We start from the raw sequence: 14,597 nt of genomic DNA on the forward strand, positions 1-14,597 counted from the left end.
CATTGTCGAAGACACCCGTGAAATGAAAAAACATTTTTCGGGTGTCTTGTCGTTTTCAAGATTTGGTACACTGTAAAAAGAGAAAGGTGGAAAAGAACATGAAAATAGGTTCACACGTCTCCGTTTCGGGGAAAAAAATGCTGTTAGGTGCAAGTGAGGAAGCGGCATCTTACGGTGCAACGACGATGATGGTCTATACAGGAGCACCTCAAAATACACGACGTAAGCCGATGGAAGAGTTACGGATTCAAGAAGCATTGCAACATATGAGTGCTAATGGAATAGAGGAAATCGTTGTGCATGCACCGTATATTATCAACTTGGGGAATACGACAAAACCCGAGACATTCGAACTCGCCGTTTCGTTTTTAGCAGCTGAGATCAAACGAGCAGAGGCATTAGAAAAGGCACAGCATATCGTATTACATCCAGGTGCGCACGTCGGGGCTGGAGAGGATGTTGGAATCAAACGCATCATTCAAGGACTCAACGAGGTACTGACAGGCGAAGAACGGGTCAAGATCGCGCTTGAGACGATGGCGGGAAAAGGATCGGAAATCGGAAAAACCTTCGAGGAGCTTGCTCAAATCATCGAAGGCGTCACACATCATGATCGTTTGTCTGTCTGTCTCGATACATGTCACGTGCATGATGCGGGATACGATATCGTGCACGACCTAGATGGTGTCCTCGAACAATTCGACCGGATCGTCGGACTCGATCGTCTTGGGGTCATTCACGTAAACGACTCGAAGAACGTCCGCGGCGCACGGAAGGACCGTCATGAAAACATCGGCTTTGGTGAAATTGGATTTGATACGTTACACCGTGTCGTGCATCATCCTGCACTTGCCCATTTGCCAAAAATTCTAGAGACACCATACATTGGACTCGATCCAAAGAAAAAAGTCGCGCCGTATAAAGAAGAAATTGATATGTTACGTTCTGGTGCATTTGACGCGGACTGGCGTTTACCGATTCTAGGTGCACCGGTCGAATAACTCATAAAGGGGTGTCTGTGATGTGTCATCTATTCGTCGTCGATGAGGCAAGCTTCGCGATCCGACAAGCTGTTGTCCACTATTATGAAACAAAGGAACCGTTTTATTTGCCGGGAGAACTGGCAGAGGGAGAAGAAGTTTTTCTTGCGACGACCAATGGTATCATTGCGTATGCAGAAGCTTTGTTTACGGAGTATACGACACGTCCAGAAGATCCGTTTTGGTTGACGGCTGCTGACGACTCAGAAGGGTCCTATGTGTGCCTTGACCTCATCAGTGTGGATTTACGTCATCCCTTACTTGGACGACCACTCGATCAACTTGGTCTTAAAACCGAACCAGTCGAAGGCGTGGTTCGCACACGTCTGCTCGATTCATGGCAGTATGGGTATTTCGAAACGGATGTACTGACACTCGAACAGTCTAAACAACGTCGAATCGAGCGCTTTAAGGAGTGAAATCATCTGGAACAAGTCGCGCGTCAATGTGTTCATTGTGAGGAGTCTAGGCAGTCGTTACTCGAATGGCATTTGACACCAGAAGGATATCAGACGGTTTGCCCGACCTGTCACCGATGGTTACATCAACAGATGTTGCATGCGGTAGATACGGCTGCGGCAACGGAAGAGAGTGAGTAAAAGCTTTCCCTATTCAAGCGGAGCTCGCACGAATGATCATTTAATCATTAAAACCTTAAACAGAATCAAAAAAATCGTTCTCTGACTGCCTGGCGCAGAAAGAGAACGATTTTTGTTTGAATTAGAAAAAGCGTTCTACTAAAAATAGATAGATTTTCATCCCAAGGAAGACACCAAAGATCCCGACGATAGCTGGGAAAACGGGTGGGGCAGGAATCGGCAGTTTCAGTGCGGTGAATACGACACCGCAGATGACGCCTGCGAGAAGGGATAACAAAATTTGTTGAAGCATACATTTCGTCCTTTCTGCTGTAAATTAGCATTTGAAGTAAAGTACATATTAAACGTCAAGTAGCGTTTTGATCAAGAATGACTTTGTCATCCTTTTTTTCGATTGTGATCCACTTTTGAGTCAATGGAGCTGTAAAAATAGGTTTTTGTTTTAGTTTGCCGCTCGTATAGTCTTGAATCAGTAACTGGGATTCACAGCTCTGTTTTCCGTCTTTGACGTAATGATAGGATCCATCGGCTGCCTGTTCACGCGACTTCACATTATCAGCAAGGGCGAGGGCGAGACAATCCTTTAAATACTCTTTATGTTCTTCGTCCATGATCGGGAACAAGATTTCAATCCGTTTTCGCATGTTACGCGTCATCCAGTCAGCGCTTGACCCATACATCAAATCCTGTCCGTTGTGATGGAAGTAGAAGATGCGTGAATGCTCCAAGTAACGATCGACGATCGAGATGACGCGAATGTTCTCCGAAACATCTGGAATGCCAGGACGCAGACAACAGACGCCCCGAACGATGAGTTCGACTTGGACACCGGCACGCGATGCCTTGTAGAGCCGTAAAATGATGTCTTTTTCCGTTAAACTATTCATCTTGGCAACGATTCGACCGTTTCCGTGTTTTTTATGATGATGAATCTCTTCATCAATCAATGACAGGAACTTCTCAAGCATTGCATTTGGTGAAGTTTGGATGACGTTCCATTCCGGCTGTTCCCCGTACCCGGATAACCAATTGAAGAAGTTCGTCGCATCTTCGGCGATTTCTTCCCGAGCCGTCAGCAATCCGACATCCGTATATAACTTCGCGGTCGAATCATTATAATTGCCAGTACCAAGATGGACGAAACGCTGAATCTTGCCTTCGTGGAGTCGGACGACGAGCGTGATCTTCGAGTGGGTCTTTAAATCACTATATCCGTAAATGACATGGGCGCCGACCTTTTCTAGTTGCTTCGCCCATTCAATGTTCTTCGCCTCGTCAAATCGAGCCTTAAGTTCAACGAGGACGGTGACCTGTTTCCCGTTTTCGGCGGCCGTTTTCAAGGCTTTGATGATCGGAGAATCACCAGATACGCGATAAAGCGTTTGTTTGATGGCAAGGACGTTCGGATCATTCGCCGCTTGAACGATGAACCGGACGATAGGATCAAACGTATGATACGGATGATGCAAGAGATAGTCGCGTTCCAGCAATTGATTAAACAGATTTTTTGAACTATCGAGTGCTGGTGGGTCGACCGGCATGATCGTCTGATAAATCAAATGATCATATTCAATACCGATTTGACTGTAGAAGGCAAAGGAGAACGTCAAATCAATCGGACCATCCACGGCAAAGATGTCGCGTTCCTGTAAATCCAGTACATCGCGTAACATGTTGAGCAGTTCGGTATTGATGGCAGCTTTTTGAACTTCGAGTCGAATGGCGACTCCCCAACGCCGTTTTTTTAATTCTTTCTCAATCAGCTTTAATAAATCATGGGTACCTTCCTCATGAAACGGAAGGTCGGCATTACGCGTAATTCGAAACGGCATGGCAGACAACACACGATAACCTTTGAATAGACTATCGATGAAGGCGATGATGACGTCTTCGAGTAAGATGACAGCCGTCGTCTCGTCATCTTCTACCGGTAAATCGACGAATCGTGGCAAGACAGCAGGTACTTGTACGAGCGCCAAATTTCGTTTTGTCCCGTCTTCTGCCTCAAGCACCGTCGCAATGTTGAGTGACTTTGACGAGAGCATCGGGAACGGACGATAGGCATCGACGGCAACGGGCGTGAGTACCGGGAAGACTTGTTCACGGAAAAAGGATTTTACATAGGTCGTTTGTTCCGAAGTCAGAGCGTCGTATTTCAAGAATGTAATGCCTTCATCGGATAACGTCTGATTGATTGCTTGAAATGCTTCGTATTGCCGATCGACTAACTCTTTTGTTTTCGCTGCGATCGCACGTAACTGTTGTTTGGGTGTCATCTGTTGTTTATTTTCTGGTTTATTGAACCCGGCGAGTACTTCATCCTTTAAACCACCGACTCGTACCATATAGAACTCGTCTAGATTGGAACTAAAGATACCGAGAAACTTAAAACGTTCCATTAGCGGATTGCGTGTGTCAAACGCTTCATCCAGCACACGTTTGTTGAACTGGAGCCAGCTGAGCTCACGATTATTGAAATGTTCAGGTATGTCGAGCTTCATGAAGGAAGATCTCCTTTCGTTTCGAAGGTAATCGTACAATCAATGATTCGTTCCAGATGTTTCTTTTGTTTTTCCGCTTTTTCGACTTCGAATCCATAATCATGATCCCCTGTATCGAGGACGAATTGGAGTTGATCCTTTTCAAGGAACAGTTCCAAATGATCGACAGCTTTTCGCTCCGTCACGTCGAGCGCATGACTTAATTTGAGGAGAGATCCAAGTAGGTCGAAGCGATCCAGCGATTTTTCCGTAAACCAGTCCTTGAAAGGTTTCGCAAGCTGGTTCATCCGTTTGGCAGAAGAATAGGAACTGACGAGCGAGAGAGCAACGCGATCCTTGTGCGTCATGCCATTCAATTCGGTATTCGTCAACAGGTAGAACGTCTGGTCCGATCGTGTATGTGGATTAATGTATTGTCCACAATAAAATAAGCGACTTGCTGAATCGAGCAGTCGTAGCTCAGACGCGCGTTCTGAAATCAAGTCGAGCGTGACGAGCTGCCGGTACATCGATTTGGCGAGTGTTCCAATATATGACGCACGATCTCGATTGACCTTATAGTCGCTTTCGAGCTGATAGAGACTTTGCTCACGTACGTTTTCAATCCGACGGTATGCTTCGTCCTGCACATCGAACTCGTAAACAAGACCTTCGCGAAGACCGAGATTACTCATTACGAATTCTTCCGCTTCGATGTGATGGGCTAACTCTTGAATCGCAATCAATGCCGGCAGGAAGATATCAATTCGATCTTTTGAGAGTCCTTCGATTTTCGATAGTTGTTTCGCCGACCTTCCTTCGAGATCGTCGACCATCTTCGCGAGTTCTTTCGCTTTGATTTGATATTGGTGAACACTTCGAAGGGGATAGTCCTGATTCGACTGATGGATCCGAACGAAATTTCGGGCTGAACCACCGACACCGATTAAAGGAAGCTTTTTATCACTCAGCCATGGAACCGATTCGAATTGTTCCCGTAGGAATTTCACCAATTTCTTCTTATCGCTGGCACTTAGTGTCTCGTCCGAAACGAATTGCCGTGTCAAGGTGACGGCACCAAATGGAAAGCTGTGATACGCCACCATTTCGCGATTTTCAATCAAGGTGACTTCCATGGAACCACCACCGATATCGACAGAAAAGCCATCAGTCAGGAAGGTCGAATTGATGATGGCAAAATAGCCATAGTATGCTTCTTGTTCATCTGTCAGAACCTGAATGGAAAAAGGCGTGTTTTCTGTAACGGATTCAACGATGGCATCTCGGTTCGTTGCATTACGGATGGCTGCTGTCGCGACACAGATCGTTTCTTCGACTTCATGGGTGACACCAACTTCATAAAAACGATGTAAAGTTTCTTCGAGTAAGGCGATGCCTTCATCATCGAGTGCTCCATCCTCGTTGATGTGAGCAGATAATCGGGCGACGACTTTAATATTAATCTTCTCGATATAGCGACCAGAAGCGATCGGATGGAAGATAACATAACGAATCGAGTTGGAACCGATATCGATGACTGCAAGTTCTTGTTTCAAATGACTCCGACTCCTCTCTGCGATGCGTGCACTAAAAGAATTCCCTCTCTGAACAAGCCGGAAACAGCTAGCTTCTTTCTTTATTGTACCTTGAATGTTTTCTAAGGAGGATAGGAAGTTGCTAGAGTTGCACCAATAATTGGCGGGCGCTATAATAAGACAGTTGATTAAGGCGTAATTATTCCGTTTTACGAAAACGGAAGGAGTGAAAATAAATGGAAACACCAATCATCGAGATTGATCAAGTCAGCTATGATTACCCAGATCGTCGGGTGTTGAATCAAGTCTCGTTTCAGGTCGAGCAAGGACAATTTTTAGCCATTGTCGGGGAAAATGGATCCGGAAAATCGACGCTGATCAAATGTATATTAGGGTTATTGCAACCGAAAGGAACGATTCGTTTATTTGGACAATCCCAATCACAATTCAATGAATGGTGGCGGATTAGCTATGTTTCGCAAAAAGCGGCAGCGTTCAACTCCGGTTTTCCGGTGACTGTCGCAGAAGTCGTTGAGATGGGACTGTACGCCAAAAAAGGACTCTTTCGTCGCTTATCTCGCGACGATCGAGACAAAGTACGAACGGCCCTCGAAACGGTCGGAATGTGGGAGCGACGCGATTCAAAAGTCGGCGACCTATCCGGTGGTCAACAACAACGTGTTTTCATCGCACGTGCGCTCGTCAACGATCCTGATTTAATGATCTTGGATGAACCAACCGTTGGTGTCGATCAGCGATACGTGAAAGAATTTTATGAGATCTTAGAAGAACTTCGTCGAGATAAGCGCCGGACATTCGTTCTTGTCACGCATGATATTCACTTCGTCAGTAAACTTGTCACGGATGTGATTCATCTGGTCGATGGACGTTTAGGGTGTAACTGTGGCATCAAGGAATACTGGGAACTAGATGAACAGACGATCCGCTCCCTCTATCCGGTTCCGGGACGTGTTCTCGTTCATGAAGGGAAGAGTGTCCAATGATTGAAGCGTTCATGACGTTAAAGTTTTTACAGTACGCTTTAGTGGCTGCCATTCTGATCGGATTCACGGCACCATTGATCGGTTCGTTCGTCGTCGTCCGGCGGATGAGTCTAATCGCAGATGCACTATCACACGTCACCCTTGCCGGAATTGCGCTCAGTCTCTTGATTTCTGGAATGGTCGCACAATTAGCGGACTTGAATCCACTATATTTAGGAATCGTGACGGCGGTCATCGCGGCACTGACGATCGATTGGTTGCGTGCGAAATACAAGCATTTCCAAGAACTCGCAATCCCAATCATCATGGCGACAGGGATGGGGCTTGGAGCAACATTCATCAGTCTCGCGAACGGCTTTTCAATGGATCTCGTTTCCTTCTTGTTTGGAACGGTCTCGGCTGTCGCCTTGACGGATGTGTACACGATTCTTATCGTGACGGTCGTCGTCGTCATCTTCGTCTTTGCTTTTTATAAGGAATTGTTGTTCCTCTCCTTTGACGAGGAGCAGGCGCGCGTTTCCGGGATTCGCCTTCGCTTAGTGCATATTCTCTTTATGATCGTCGTTGCGCTTGTCATTGCGATCAGTATGCGAATCGTTGGGATTTTGCTTGTCTCAAGCTTAATCACGTTACCGGTTGCGGCAGCACTTCGAATTGCGAAAAGTTTTAAGGCGACGATCTTTTTAGCCATCATATTTGGTGAAGTTGCGACAGTACTTGGGCTCATCCTGGCCTATCAGTTCGATTTGGCACCCGGCGGAATGATCGTCTTGCTTGCGGTACTTGAGCTGATCATCGTGATGCTGTTGGAACGTTTTTGGATAGGAGGGAAAACACATGAAGACGAACATCGAACAAGCGCGTGAACGCATGAAGGCTTCCGGGTTTAAAATGACACCGAAGCGTCTCGATTTGCTATCGTATCTGTTTGAAGTGAATCGTTATGTCAGTGCGCGGGAAGTAGCAGAAGCTCTTCGAACGTCTCATCCTTCGTTAAGTTATGATACAATCTATCGAAACTTGAATGACTTTTCGGAAATCGACTTATTAGAAGTGACGGAATTAGACGGTGAGATGAAATACCGAGCAGCTTGTGCTTCAGGACACCATCATCATCATTTGATATGCCGAATCTGCGGCAAGACGGAAACATTGAATGTCTGTCCGATGGAATGGGTTTCTCCGGTCCAAGAGACTGGCTTTGAAGTCGAGGATCATAAGTTCGAAATTTATGGAAGCTGTGCGAATTGTCAACGCATGACATCTTAAATGAAAGAGGATGCCCGGTCGGGCGTCCTCTTTTTGCGTTTTAAAAGACTAGTCCTGTTCAAAACGGGAATAGTCGAACGGAGGTGATGAGAAGATGATTTATGATACACAAGAAGCGCGACAAATCGATGAGTGGGCACGGACATCCGGACTGCCACTTGAAGTGCTGATGGAACGAGCTGGAAGTCACATCGCAACACGTATCAAAGAGCGTCATAGGAAGACGGAGCGAATCTTGATTTTATGTGGGACAGGCAATAACGGTGGGGATGGGTATGTCATTGGACGCGAATTGATACGCGACGGATTTGATGTCACACTACATGCACCATTTGGAGAGAATCGTTCGGATACATCTATCGTTCATGTCCATTATGCAGAAGCGTTTGGACTCGTGACCGAACAACCGTGTGGTCAATATGATGTCATTCTAGATGCCTTATATGGAACGGGATTTGATCCAAAGCGGATGAATCAAGTGTTCGAAGCGCAGTGTGAATTCGTATCGGAACAAAAGCGACAAGGGGCACGTATCTATGCAGTAGATGTTCCGAGCGGAGTACCGACAGATCATGCAACGGAATTTAAAGAGACAGCGATTCGCGCAGACGTGACATTCCAATTGCATGCAATGAAACGATCTGTCTTTTTAACACGAACAGCCCCGTTTTATGGCGAATCAGAAACAATTGATATCGGATTACCGACTTTTGGTGAATGGCGCGTATCACCTAAGGATGTGACCGCCTTATTCAAGCGGGAACCATACGGGCATAAAGGAACGTACGGGACGGCGCTATTGATTGGTGGAAGTGAGACGATGCCGGGCTCCATCCAACTCGCGACACGGGCAGCCTTACGAACAGGAGTCGGTAAACTACAAGTTGCGACGACGGCACTTGCGAAACATGGAATCATCGTCCAAGCGCCGGAAGCGATGGTCATTGATCAGACGTTACCAGCAATTCAGGAGATGCTCCCCTCCATCTCAGCAGTTGGAATCGGTCCTGGATTATCGCAAGAGGCAGTCGAAACATGGGTGGACCATCTACTTGAGAGTGATGTGCCGGTTGTATTAGATGCTGCAGCTCTAGTAAAAGAAAGTTATCCAGAACGAACCGCACCAATCATCGTCACACCGCATATCGGTGAATTCGCCCGGATGACGAACCAGAGTGTCGCAAGTATTCAAGATGATCTTTTTGGTCAGGCAACTGACTATGCCATCTTGCATCAAGTGACTGTCGTCTTGAAGTCCCATGTCATCTTAATCGCGAAACCGGATGGAGGCGGATTCGTCATCTCTGGTGCATCAAGTGGTCTCGCCAAAGGAGGAAGTGGGGATACTCTGTTTGGCATATTAACCAGCCTTCTTGCACAACATCCAACAGGCGACATCGAAAGAACATTAGCGCAAGGAGCAGAGTGGTATGCACGTGCTTCTCGGCAAGTTGAACGACGCTTACATCCGAGTAGCTTGCTAGCAACGGATGTCATCGAGGAGTTAGGTAGAGTCGAACTATAAAAACATCAATTTGAAAGAAAGTCTTCCACGATACGTATGAGGGAAGACTTTTCTTTTTAGGAAGGAATTGACACATTCCATTTAACAGGAGTATCATCAAGCGATGTCGAAACCTTTATACGGAAAATCTGACAGAAAGGAGGGGGAAAAGCATGGAGGATATCGTTCGGAAACAACAATGGTGGATCGGGAATTTTGCCTTATTCATGATGTTCGTTGGAGCTTTGATCATTTATACGACGACAGAAGAGACAATTAAGAATGCGTATTTGAGTCGTTCTGTCATCATTTCATTTTTAATCGTCATGGGTCTATTTATTTTTTATATTAGCCGTCGCAAGATGGGAATCGTTTTGCAAACGCACTTATTGTCCTTGATGTTGCTCGTCGTTCCGATTACATCGATTAGCTTTTTACCTTACGCGGCAGTTACCGTTTGGGCAAGTTGCTTTTTGTTTTTGATGATCGCTTTAATCTCGTATCAACGCATCATGATGTGGTACGCCATCATGGTTGCTGTCGCAACTAGTTTGTATGTCATGTGGAATGCCGATACCGTGACGGTAGAAATTGATCCGACGGACCATTATGGACGGATTGGCATGATTGTGATTAGCGTATCGATTGCGCTTGTCATCAATCACTTGCATATCCGTAATTTAAATCGGTTAAATGACCTTGCGATACAATTACACGATACAGCGCGACGTGATGAGGAAACAGGTGTCTTGAATCGCCAAGGGTTAAACGAAATTGATTTTCCAAGACCCGAACAACAGCTCATTTTCGTCGGAATTCATTTAGAAAACTACTATGAGTTGGCGCGGTATTTCGGAGAAGATATTCAGTCACAAGTACTACGTGCCTGTATCGAGCGACTCAAGAGACAACTACCTCCTTACCAAGCGTTTGCTCGGATTGAAGCAGGAACATTATTGATCGTCATGGAAAAGCCGGACGAGGTGGCATGTAAGGAAGCGATGGAAGAATTGAGTCAAGCAATCTCCGTACCATACGAAATCGAGGGGCATCATGTCTACGTCAACATATCCATCGTCATCGATAATGGAGAAGGGGCAACGGACAATCGGAAGCGTCGGGTACAGCAGTTATTGACTGCGTTACAAGAAGCCGCGCAACAAAATGAACGTGTGATGTGCATTGACCAAGCCTGGCGTAAGGATCAAGAATTGCGAGTCAAAGCAGCACAATCGCTAGCGCAGGCTAATATTGAAACGGATTTTCATCTCGTCTATCAATTGCAGTATGATGTCCAATCAGAGCAATTCATTGGTCTTGAGGCATTGGTTCGATGGAAGACCCCATTGCAGGGAGCTGATCGACCATCCGTGTTCATTCCGATTGCTGAAAAAAGTGACTTGATCATTCGTTTAGGAGAGTGGATCTTTGAGGAAGGGTGTAAGACGCGTAAAGCATTAATTGGTCTGGTTCCGGATGAGTTTACGCTGTCGGTCAACGTATCACCACGCCAGTTGACGAGTGAGGCATTCATGCCATTCATTGAACGAACACTACTCAAGTATGCATTAAAGCCGCAACAAATTAAGATCGAGATCACAGAAAGTCAGTCGCTTGATTTTGAGAGTCAGTCGATTCATCGAGCGCTTAAGCGTATCAAAACGCTCGATTTCCCGGTTTCGCTTGATGATTTCGGAACCGGACATGCCTCATATCACGTCCTAGAACGCTTATTGCCATTACGTCAATTAAAGATTCCGAAGCAATTCATCGAACAAATCGGCGAATCGGAGAAACGACAATCCATCCTCGAGTCAATTTTCCAATTGAGTCAATCGATGCATGTCGAATGTATCGTTGAGGGCGTAGAGACAGGAGAAGAAGTACGTATTGCCAAGGAAATCGGCATTCATCTATTCCAAGGTTATTTCTTTGCTAAACCGGTACCACTTGAAGAAATCATATGTCTCCTGCAAAAAACAAATGAAGGAACGGTCCGTTGACCAACAAAAGCCACTTCAGTCCGAATCGCTCGGAGGAGAAGTGGCTTTTTAGTATTCATTCCGATCGATACAGGCGATACTGATTTCGTCCTTGCGCTTTGGCTTCGTATAAAGCGCTATCCGCTTGCTTAAATACTGTTTCAGTTGGTTGTTGATGAGCGTAAGCAATACCTGCAGACACCGTAATGAATACGGCATGATCTTGCATGACGAATGTTGTTTGCTGAACGGCTGTTACGATTGTTTCAGCTAGGACGACAGGATGATGCAGTTCAATGTCTGGAACGATGACGATGAATTCTTCACCACCATATCGACCGACCGTAACCGGTGCCGGACAATGCTCGTTCAATAAGATCGAAAAGTGGCGCAAGACAGCGTCTCCGACAGCATAACCGTGTGTATCGTTTATATTCTTAAAGTGATCCAAATCAAACAAGATAACGCCCCAAGAATCTTTACTTTTTTCGAGCGCCGTGACTTTTTCTAAAATGACATGGCGATTCGCGAGGCGCGTCAATTGATCGGTCGAAGCAAGGTAGGATTGATAAGAATAAAGAACAAAATGCTGCTGAAGAAGTGAAGACAAACGATAAAACAAAAAGGCTCCACCAATCGTTAAAATGAAATATGGAATATAAATCGTTCCCCAGGCATCCGCTGGAGAGTTACTCATAATCAATCGCGAGAGTACGAGTAGGGAACCGACCGTGACGATGGCAGAAAAGAAGTAACCTTGCCGTTTGATGAATCGACGACAAATAAAAGAAAGTACTAGAAATCCAAGTAGTGTGATGACAGAACTAAACAGAGCGCTTAGTGAATCTCCACTATCAATCACGAATCGATAAATCAAGAGCATCAGCCCTGTTACGGCAATACTGATATTACCACCGAACAAGGCAGACAAAGCGAGAGGTAATAACCGTAAATCAATCAATGCTCCATTCAAGTCGATTGCATGATGCATAAGTAGAATGCCAGTTATACCATTGGACAGTCCGAAATAGAGACGAGTAGACATTTTAGAGTCAGGTTGAATTGGCAAACGATCACGAAGTAAGTAAAAGGTGAACGTAGAAACGAAAAAAATAATACAAATATTCATAAAAAAGATATTCACTGTTGCAAGCATCATGAAGCCCTTCCTATATCAAAGTTTCAATCCTATAGTCATTGTACGATATCAAGTCATGTAATGACATAAAAATGGAAAAAACAGCCTAATCGGCTGTTTTAACGAATCGGTGCAAATTTTTGAATCTCTTGAACGGCCTCATTCCATGAAGCGACACGAATGACATTATTCGGTACGGCTTTACGGTTATAAGGTGCGTCGAACAAGATGACAGGAATAGATGTGTCTTCTGCGATCTGCACAGCATTCTCTAATCGGTCTTCCATGAATAAATCGAGTGATAAATCACGGACGACTTGTACTTTGTCGTGTGATCCCGTCATGATCAAGGAATCAAGAGGAAGTTCGTGTTGTTTGATCCACTCTTCTGTTACGGGACGAACGAGCTCCGATCGTGCTGTCACGTAATGGAGATCATATTGCTTCCGCAAATTCCATAAGTGGTGGCGGACGTGTTCTTGAGGAATAGATTCACGATAGATCCCGGTCTCATGACCAGAGTTCACCATGTAGTCCCAAAATTCGATTTGATTCATATTGGTATACGTATGCAATTCATACTCGGACGCCTGGTCGAAGTCGATCGACGTTCCGAGATATTTATTCATGTAAGTGAAGCAAGAGGATGGATGTGTGATCGTTCCATCGATGTCGATTCCAATTTTCATTTACAGTCACCCACGTTCTAAAAATTTTTCTTCACTTAGTATAACATAGTCGAAATCGAGATACGAAAAAAGACTCCTCGCGAGGGAGGAGTCTTTAACTTATGCGTGGTTCGCTTTTTCGGCTTCTTTTTCAGCCTGTTTTTCGAGAACGATCGCATCAATCTCTTTCTTCAATTCTTCGACCATCGTTGCTTCCGGTACTTTACGGATGATTTCTCCGTGACGGAACAACAATCCTTCGTTGCGTGCACCAGCGATACCGATATCAGCTTCACGTGCTTCACCAGGGCCGTTGACCGCACATCCGAGAACCGCGACTTTGATGTTCGCTTGGATGTTTTCGATATAGTCTTCGATTTCTGCGGCAATCGACATCAAATCGATTTCGATCCGACCACATGTAGGACATGAGATCAATGTCGCCGCGTTCGCCGCGAGACCGAATGACTTCAAGACTTCTTTTGCAACCTTTACTTCTTCGACAGGGTCCGCTGAGAGAGATACACGAACTGTGTTTCCGATTCCGCGTGACAAAATCGCGCCAAGTCCAGCTGCTGATTTTAATGAACCAGAACGAAGTGGACCGGATTCCGTAATCCCGACGTGAAGTGGGTAGTCGAACGATTCAGAAGCGAGTTGATACGCTTCAAGCGCCAACTGTACGTCTGATGCTTTAAGCGAGACGATGATGTCATGGAAGTCAAGGTCTTCGAGGATCTTAATATGGTGCAAAGCACTTTCGACCATACCACGAGCAGTTGGATAGCCATATTTTTCAAGAATATGCTTTTCAAGTGAACCAGCGTTTACCCCAATACGAATTGGGATGTTTTTCGCTTTTGCTGCTGTCACGACGGCTTCGACCTTTTCGCGACGACCGATGTTACCCGGGTTGATCCGGATTTTATCGACGCCAGCTTCGATTGCCATAAGCGCAAGTTTATAGTTGAAGTGGATGTCTACGACAAGCGGAATGTTGATTCGGCTTTTGATTTCTGCAAGTGCGAGCGCATCACGTTCTTCCGGACAAGCGACGCGGACGATTTGGCAACCAGCTTCTTCAAGACGTAGAATTTCAGCGACTGTCGCTTCGACGTCGTGTGTTTTAGTTGTCGTCATACTTTGGATGATGACTTCATTATTTCCACCAATGACAAGGTCCCCTACACGAACGGGACGAGTCTTAGAGCGATGGACCATTTTCGGCATATCGAAAATCTCCTTTTGTGGCATACCGCCATATTGTTTATGTTTACCTTTTCTATCATATCGAACTATTCCCTAAAAATCGAGAAACAAGAACGAAAATTGAACATTTACAATTGTTTAATGAAAGAAGGGCGTCCGTCAATCCGTC

General features: G+C 45.5%; 13 protein-coding genes. 7 read left to right on the plus strand and 6 right to left on the minus strand.

The genetic code is table 11. The annotated features are described in order from the left end of the window. Positions 1-98: 98 nt before the first annotated feature. Together P401_RS0102305 and P401_RS17450 are read left to right on the plus strand one after the other, a co-directional pair. On the plus strand, positions 99-1,001 hold the full coding sequence (locus P401_RS0102305; RefSeq protein ID WP_029341047.1) for a deoxyribonuclease IV: 903 nt from the start codon (positions 99-101) through the stop codon (positions 999-1,001). 20 nt (positions 1,002-1,021) lie between these two features. Further along, complete coding sequence (locus P401_RS17450; protein ID WP_236627059.1) at positions 1,022-1,459, plus strand: hypothetical protein; 438 nt, start codon at positions 1,022-1,024, stop codon at positions 1,457-1,459. 301 nt (positions 1,460-1,760) lie between these two features. On the opposite strand, the gene P401_RS17455 is transcribed toward P401_RS17450, so the two are convergent. Genes P401_RS17455 through P401_RS0102325 form a run of 3 tightly spaced genes read right to left on the minus strand, consistent with a single transcriptional unit; the run spans position 1,761 to position 5,675 of the window. After that, positions 1,761-1,931 carry a XapX domain-containing protein gene (locus P401_RS17455; RefSeq protein WP_034785920.1) on the minus strand — a complete coding sequence of 57 codons (171 nt, stop codon included), beginning with the start codon at positions 1,929-1,931 and terminating at the stop codon, positions 1,761-1,763. Between the two features lie 55 nt (positions 1,932-1,986). After that, positions 1,987-4,140, minus strand: a complete 2,154-nt coding sequence (locus P401_RS0102320; protein ID WP_029341048.1) for an RNA degradosome polyphosphate kinase — start codon at positions 4,138-4,140, stop codon at positions 1,987-1,989. After that, positions 4,137-5,675: a Ppx/GppA family phosphatase gene (locus tag P401_RS0102325; RefSeq protein ID WP_029341049.1), complete on the minus strand. Its 1,539-nt coding sequence runs from the start codon at positions 5,673-5,675 to the stop codon at positions 4,137-4,139. The genes P401_RS0102320 and P401_RS0102325 overlap by 4 nt, the downstream gene beginning before the upstream one ends. 215 nt (positions 5,676-5,890) lie before the next feature. Here P401_RS0102325 and P401_RS0102330 point away from each other — a divergent pair, with 215 nt between their 5' ends. From P401_RS0102330 to P401_RS0102350, 5 genes are all read left to right on the plus strand, one after another. After that, positions 5,891-6,658 (plus strand): metal ABC transporter ATP-binding protein, encoded by a 768-nt coding sequence (locus P401_RS0102330; protein WP_023467526.1) that lies wholly within the window; start codon positions 5,891-5,893, stop codon positions 6,656-6,658. Continuing rightward, the gene (locus P401_RS0102335) at positions 6,655-7,524 is read left to right on the plus strand and encodes a metal ABC transporter permease (protein WP_029341050.1); all 870 of its coding nucleotides are present in this window, start codon (positions 6,655-6,657) and stop codon (positions 7,522-7,524) included. Before P401_RS0102330 ends, P401_RS0102335 begins: the two co-directional genes overlap by 4 nt. Further along, a complete protein-coding gene (locus P401_RS0102340) occupies positions 7,496-7,927 on the plus strand; it encodes a Fur family transcriptional regulator (RefSeq protein WP_029341051.1) in 432 nt (143 codons plus the stop codon). Before P401_RS0102335 ends, P401_RS0102340 begins: the two co-directional genes overlap by 29 nt. Before the next feature lie 94 nt (positions 7,928-8,021). Further along, positions 8,022-9,452 (plus strand): bifunctional ADP-dependent NAD(P)H-hydrate dehydratase/NAD(P)H-hydrate epimerase, encoded by a 1,431-nt coding sequence (locus tag P401_RS0102345; RefSeq protein ID WP_029341052.1) that lies wholly within the window; start codon positions 8,022-8,024, stop codon positions 9,450-9,452. A 152-nt stretch (positions 9,453-9,604) separates the two neighbouring features. Continuing rightward, entirely contained in the window at positions 9,605-11,434 is a 1,830-nt protein-coding gene (locus P401_RS0102350; RefSeq protein ID WP_029341053.1) for a GGDEF domain-containing phosphodiesterase, read from the plus strand. 55 nt (positions 11,435-11,489) lie between these two features. Here P401_RS0102350 and P401_RS0102355 read toward each other — a convergent pair whose 3' ends face one another. The 3 genes from P401_RS0102355 to ispG form a co-directional block, all read right to left on the minus strand. Further along, positions 11,490-12,572, minus strand: a complete 1,083-nt coding sequence (locus P401_RS0102355; RefSeq protein WP_029341054.1) for a GGDEF domain-containing protein — start codon at positions 12,570-12,572, stop codon at positions 11,490-11,492. Positions 12,573-12,670: 98 nt separating this feature from the next. Continuing rightward, positions 12,671-13,240, minus strand: coding sequence for a 5' nucleotidase, NT5C type (locus P401_RS0102360; protein WP_029341055.1), 570 nt, complete (start codon positions 13,238-13,240; stop codon positions 12,671-12,673). Between the two features lie 99 nt (positions 13,241-13,339). Next, positions 13,340-14,449 carry a flavodoxin-dependent (E)-4-hydroxy-3-methylbut-2-enyl-diphosphate synthase gene (ispG, locus tag P401_RS0102365; protein WP_023467533.1) on the minus strand — a complete coding sequence of 370 codons (1,110 nt, stop codon included), beginning with the start codon at positions 14,447-14,449 and terminating at the stop codon, positions 13,340-13,342. Positions 14,450-14,597 lie beyond the last annotated feature (148 nt).

Source organism: Exiguobacterium acetylicum DSM 20416 (assembly GCF_000702605.1).
Classification (GTDB): Bacteria; Bacillota; Bacilli; order Exiguobacteriales; family Exiguobacteriaceae; genus Exiguobacterium_A; species Exiguobacterium_A acetylicum.

What these genes read in the sequence shown, in the direction of transcription:
- P401_RS0102305 (WP_029341047.1), top strand. Translation starts at nt 99, where the DNA reads ATGAAAATAGGTTCACACGTCTCCGTTTCGGGGAAAAAAATGCTGTTA.
- P401_RS17450 (WP_236627059.1), top strand. Translation starts at nt 1,022, where the DNA reads ATGTGTCATCTATTCGTCGTCGATGAGGCAAGCTTCGCGATCCGACAA.
- P401_RS17455 (WP_034785920.1), bottom strand. Translation starts at nt 1,931, where the DNA reads ATGCTTCAACAAATTTTGTTATCCCTTCTCGCAGGCGTCATCTGCGGT.
- P401_RS0102320 (WP_029341048.1), bottom strand. Translation starts at nt 4,140, where the DNA reads ATGAAGCTCGACATACCTGAACATTTCAATAATCGTGAGCTCAGCTGG.
- P401_RS0102330 (WP_023467526.1), top strand. Translation starts at nt 5,891, where the DNA reads ATGGAAACACCAATCATCGAGATTGATCAAGTCAGCTATGATTACCCA.
- P401_RS0102335 (WP_029341050.1), top strand. Translation starts at nt 6,655, where the DNA reads ATGATTGAAGCGTTCATGACGTTAAAGTTTTTACAGTACGCTTTAGTG.
- P401_RS0102340 (WP_029341051.1), top strand. Translation starts at nt 7,496, where the DNA reads ATGAAGACGAACATCGAACAAGCGCGTGAACGCATGAAGGCTTCCGGG.
- P401_RS0102345 (WP_029341052.1), top strand. Translation starts at nt 8,022, where the DNA reads ATGATTTATGATACACAAGAAGCGCGACAAATCGATGAGTGGGCACGG.
- P401_RS0102350 (WP_029341053.1), top strand. Translation starts at nt 9,605, where the DNA reads ATGGAGGATATCGTTCGGAAACAACAATGGTGGATCGGGAATTTTGCC.
- P401_RS0102355 (WP_029341054.1), bottom strand. Translation starts at nt 12,572, where the DNA reads ATGATGCTTGCAACAGTGAATATCTTTTTTATGAATATTTGTATTATT.
- P401_RS0102360 (WP_029341055.1), bottom strand. Translation starts at nt 13,240, where the DNA reads ATGAAAATTGGAATCGACATCGATGGAACGATCACACATCCATCCTCT.
- ispG (WP_023467533.1), bottom strand. Translation starts at nt 14,449, where the DNA reads ATGCCGAAAATGGTCCATCGCTCTAAGACTCGTCCCGTTCGTGTAGGG.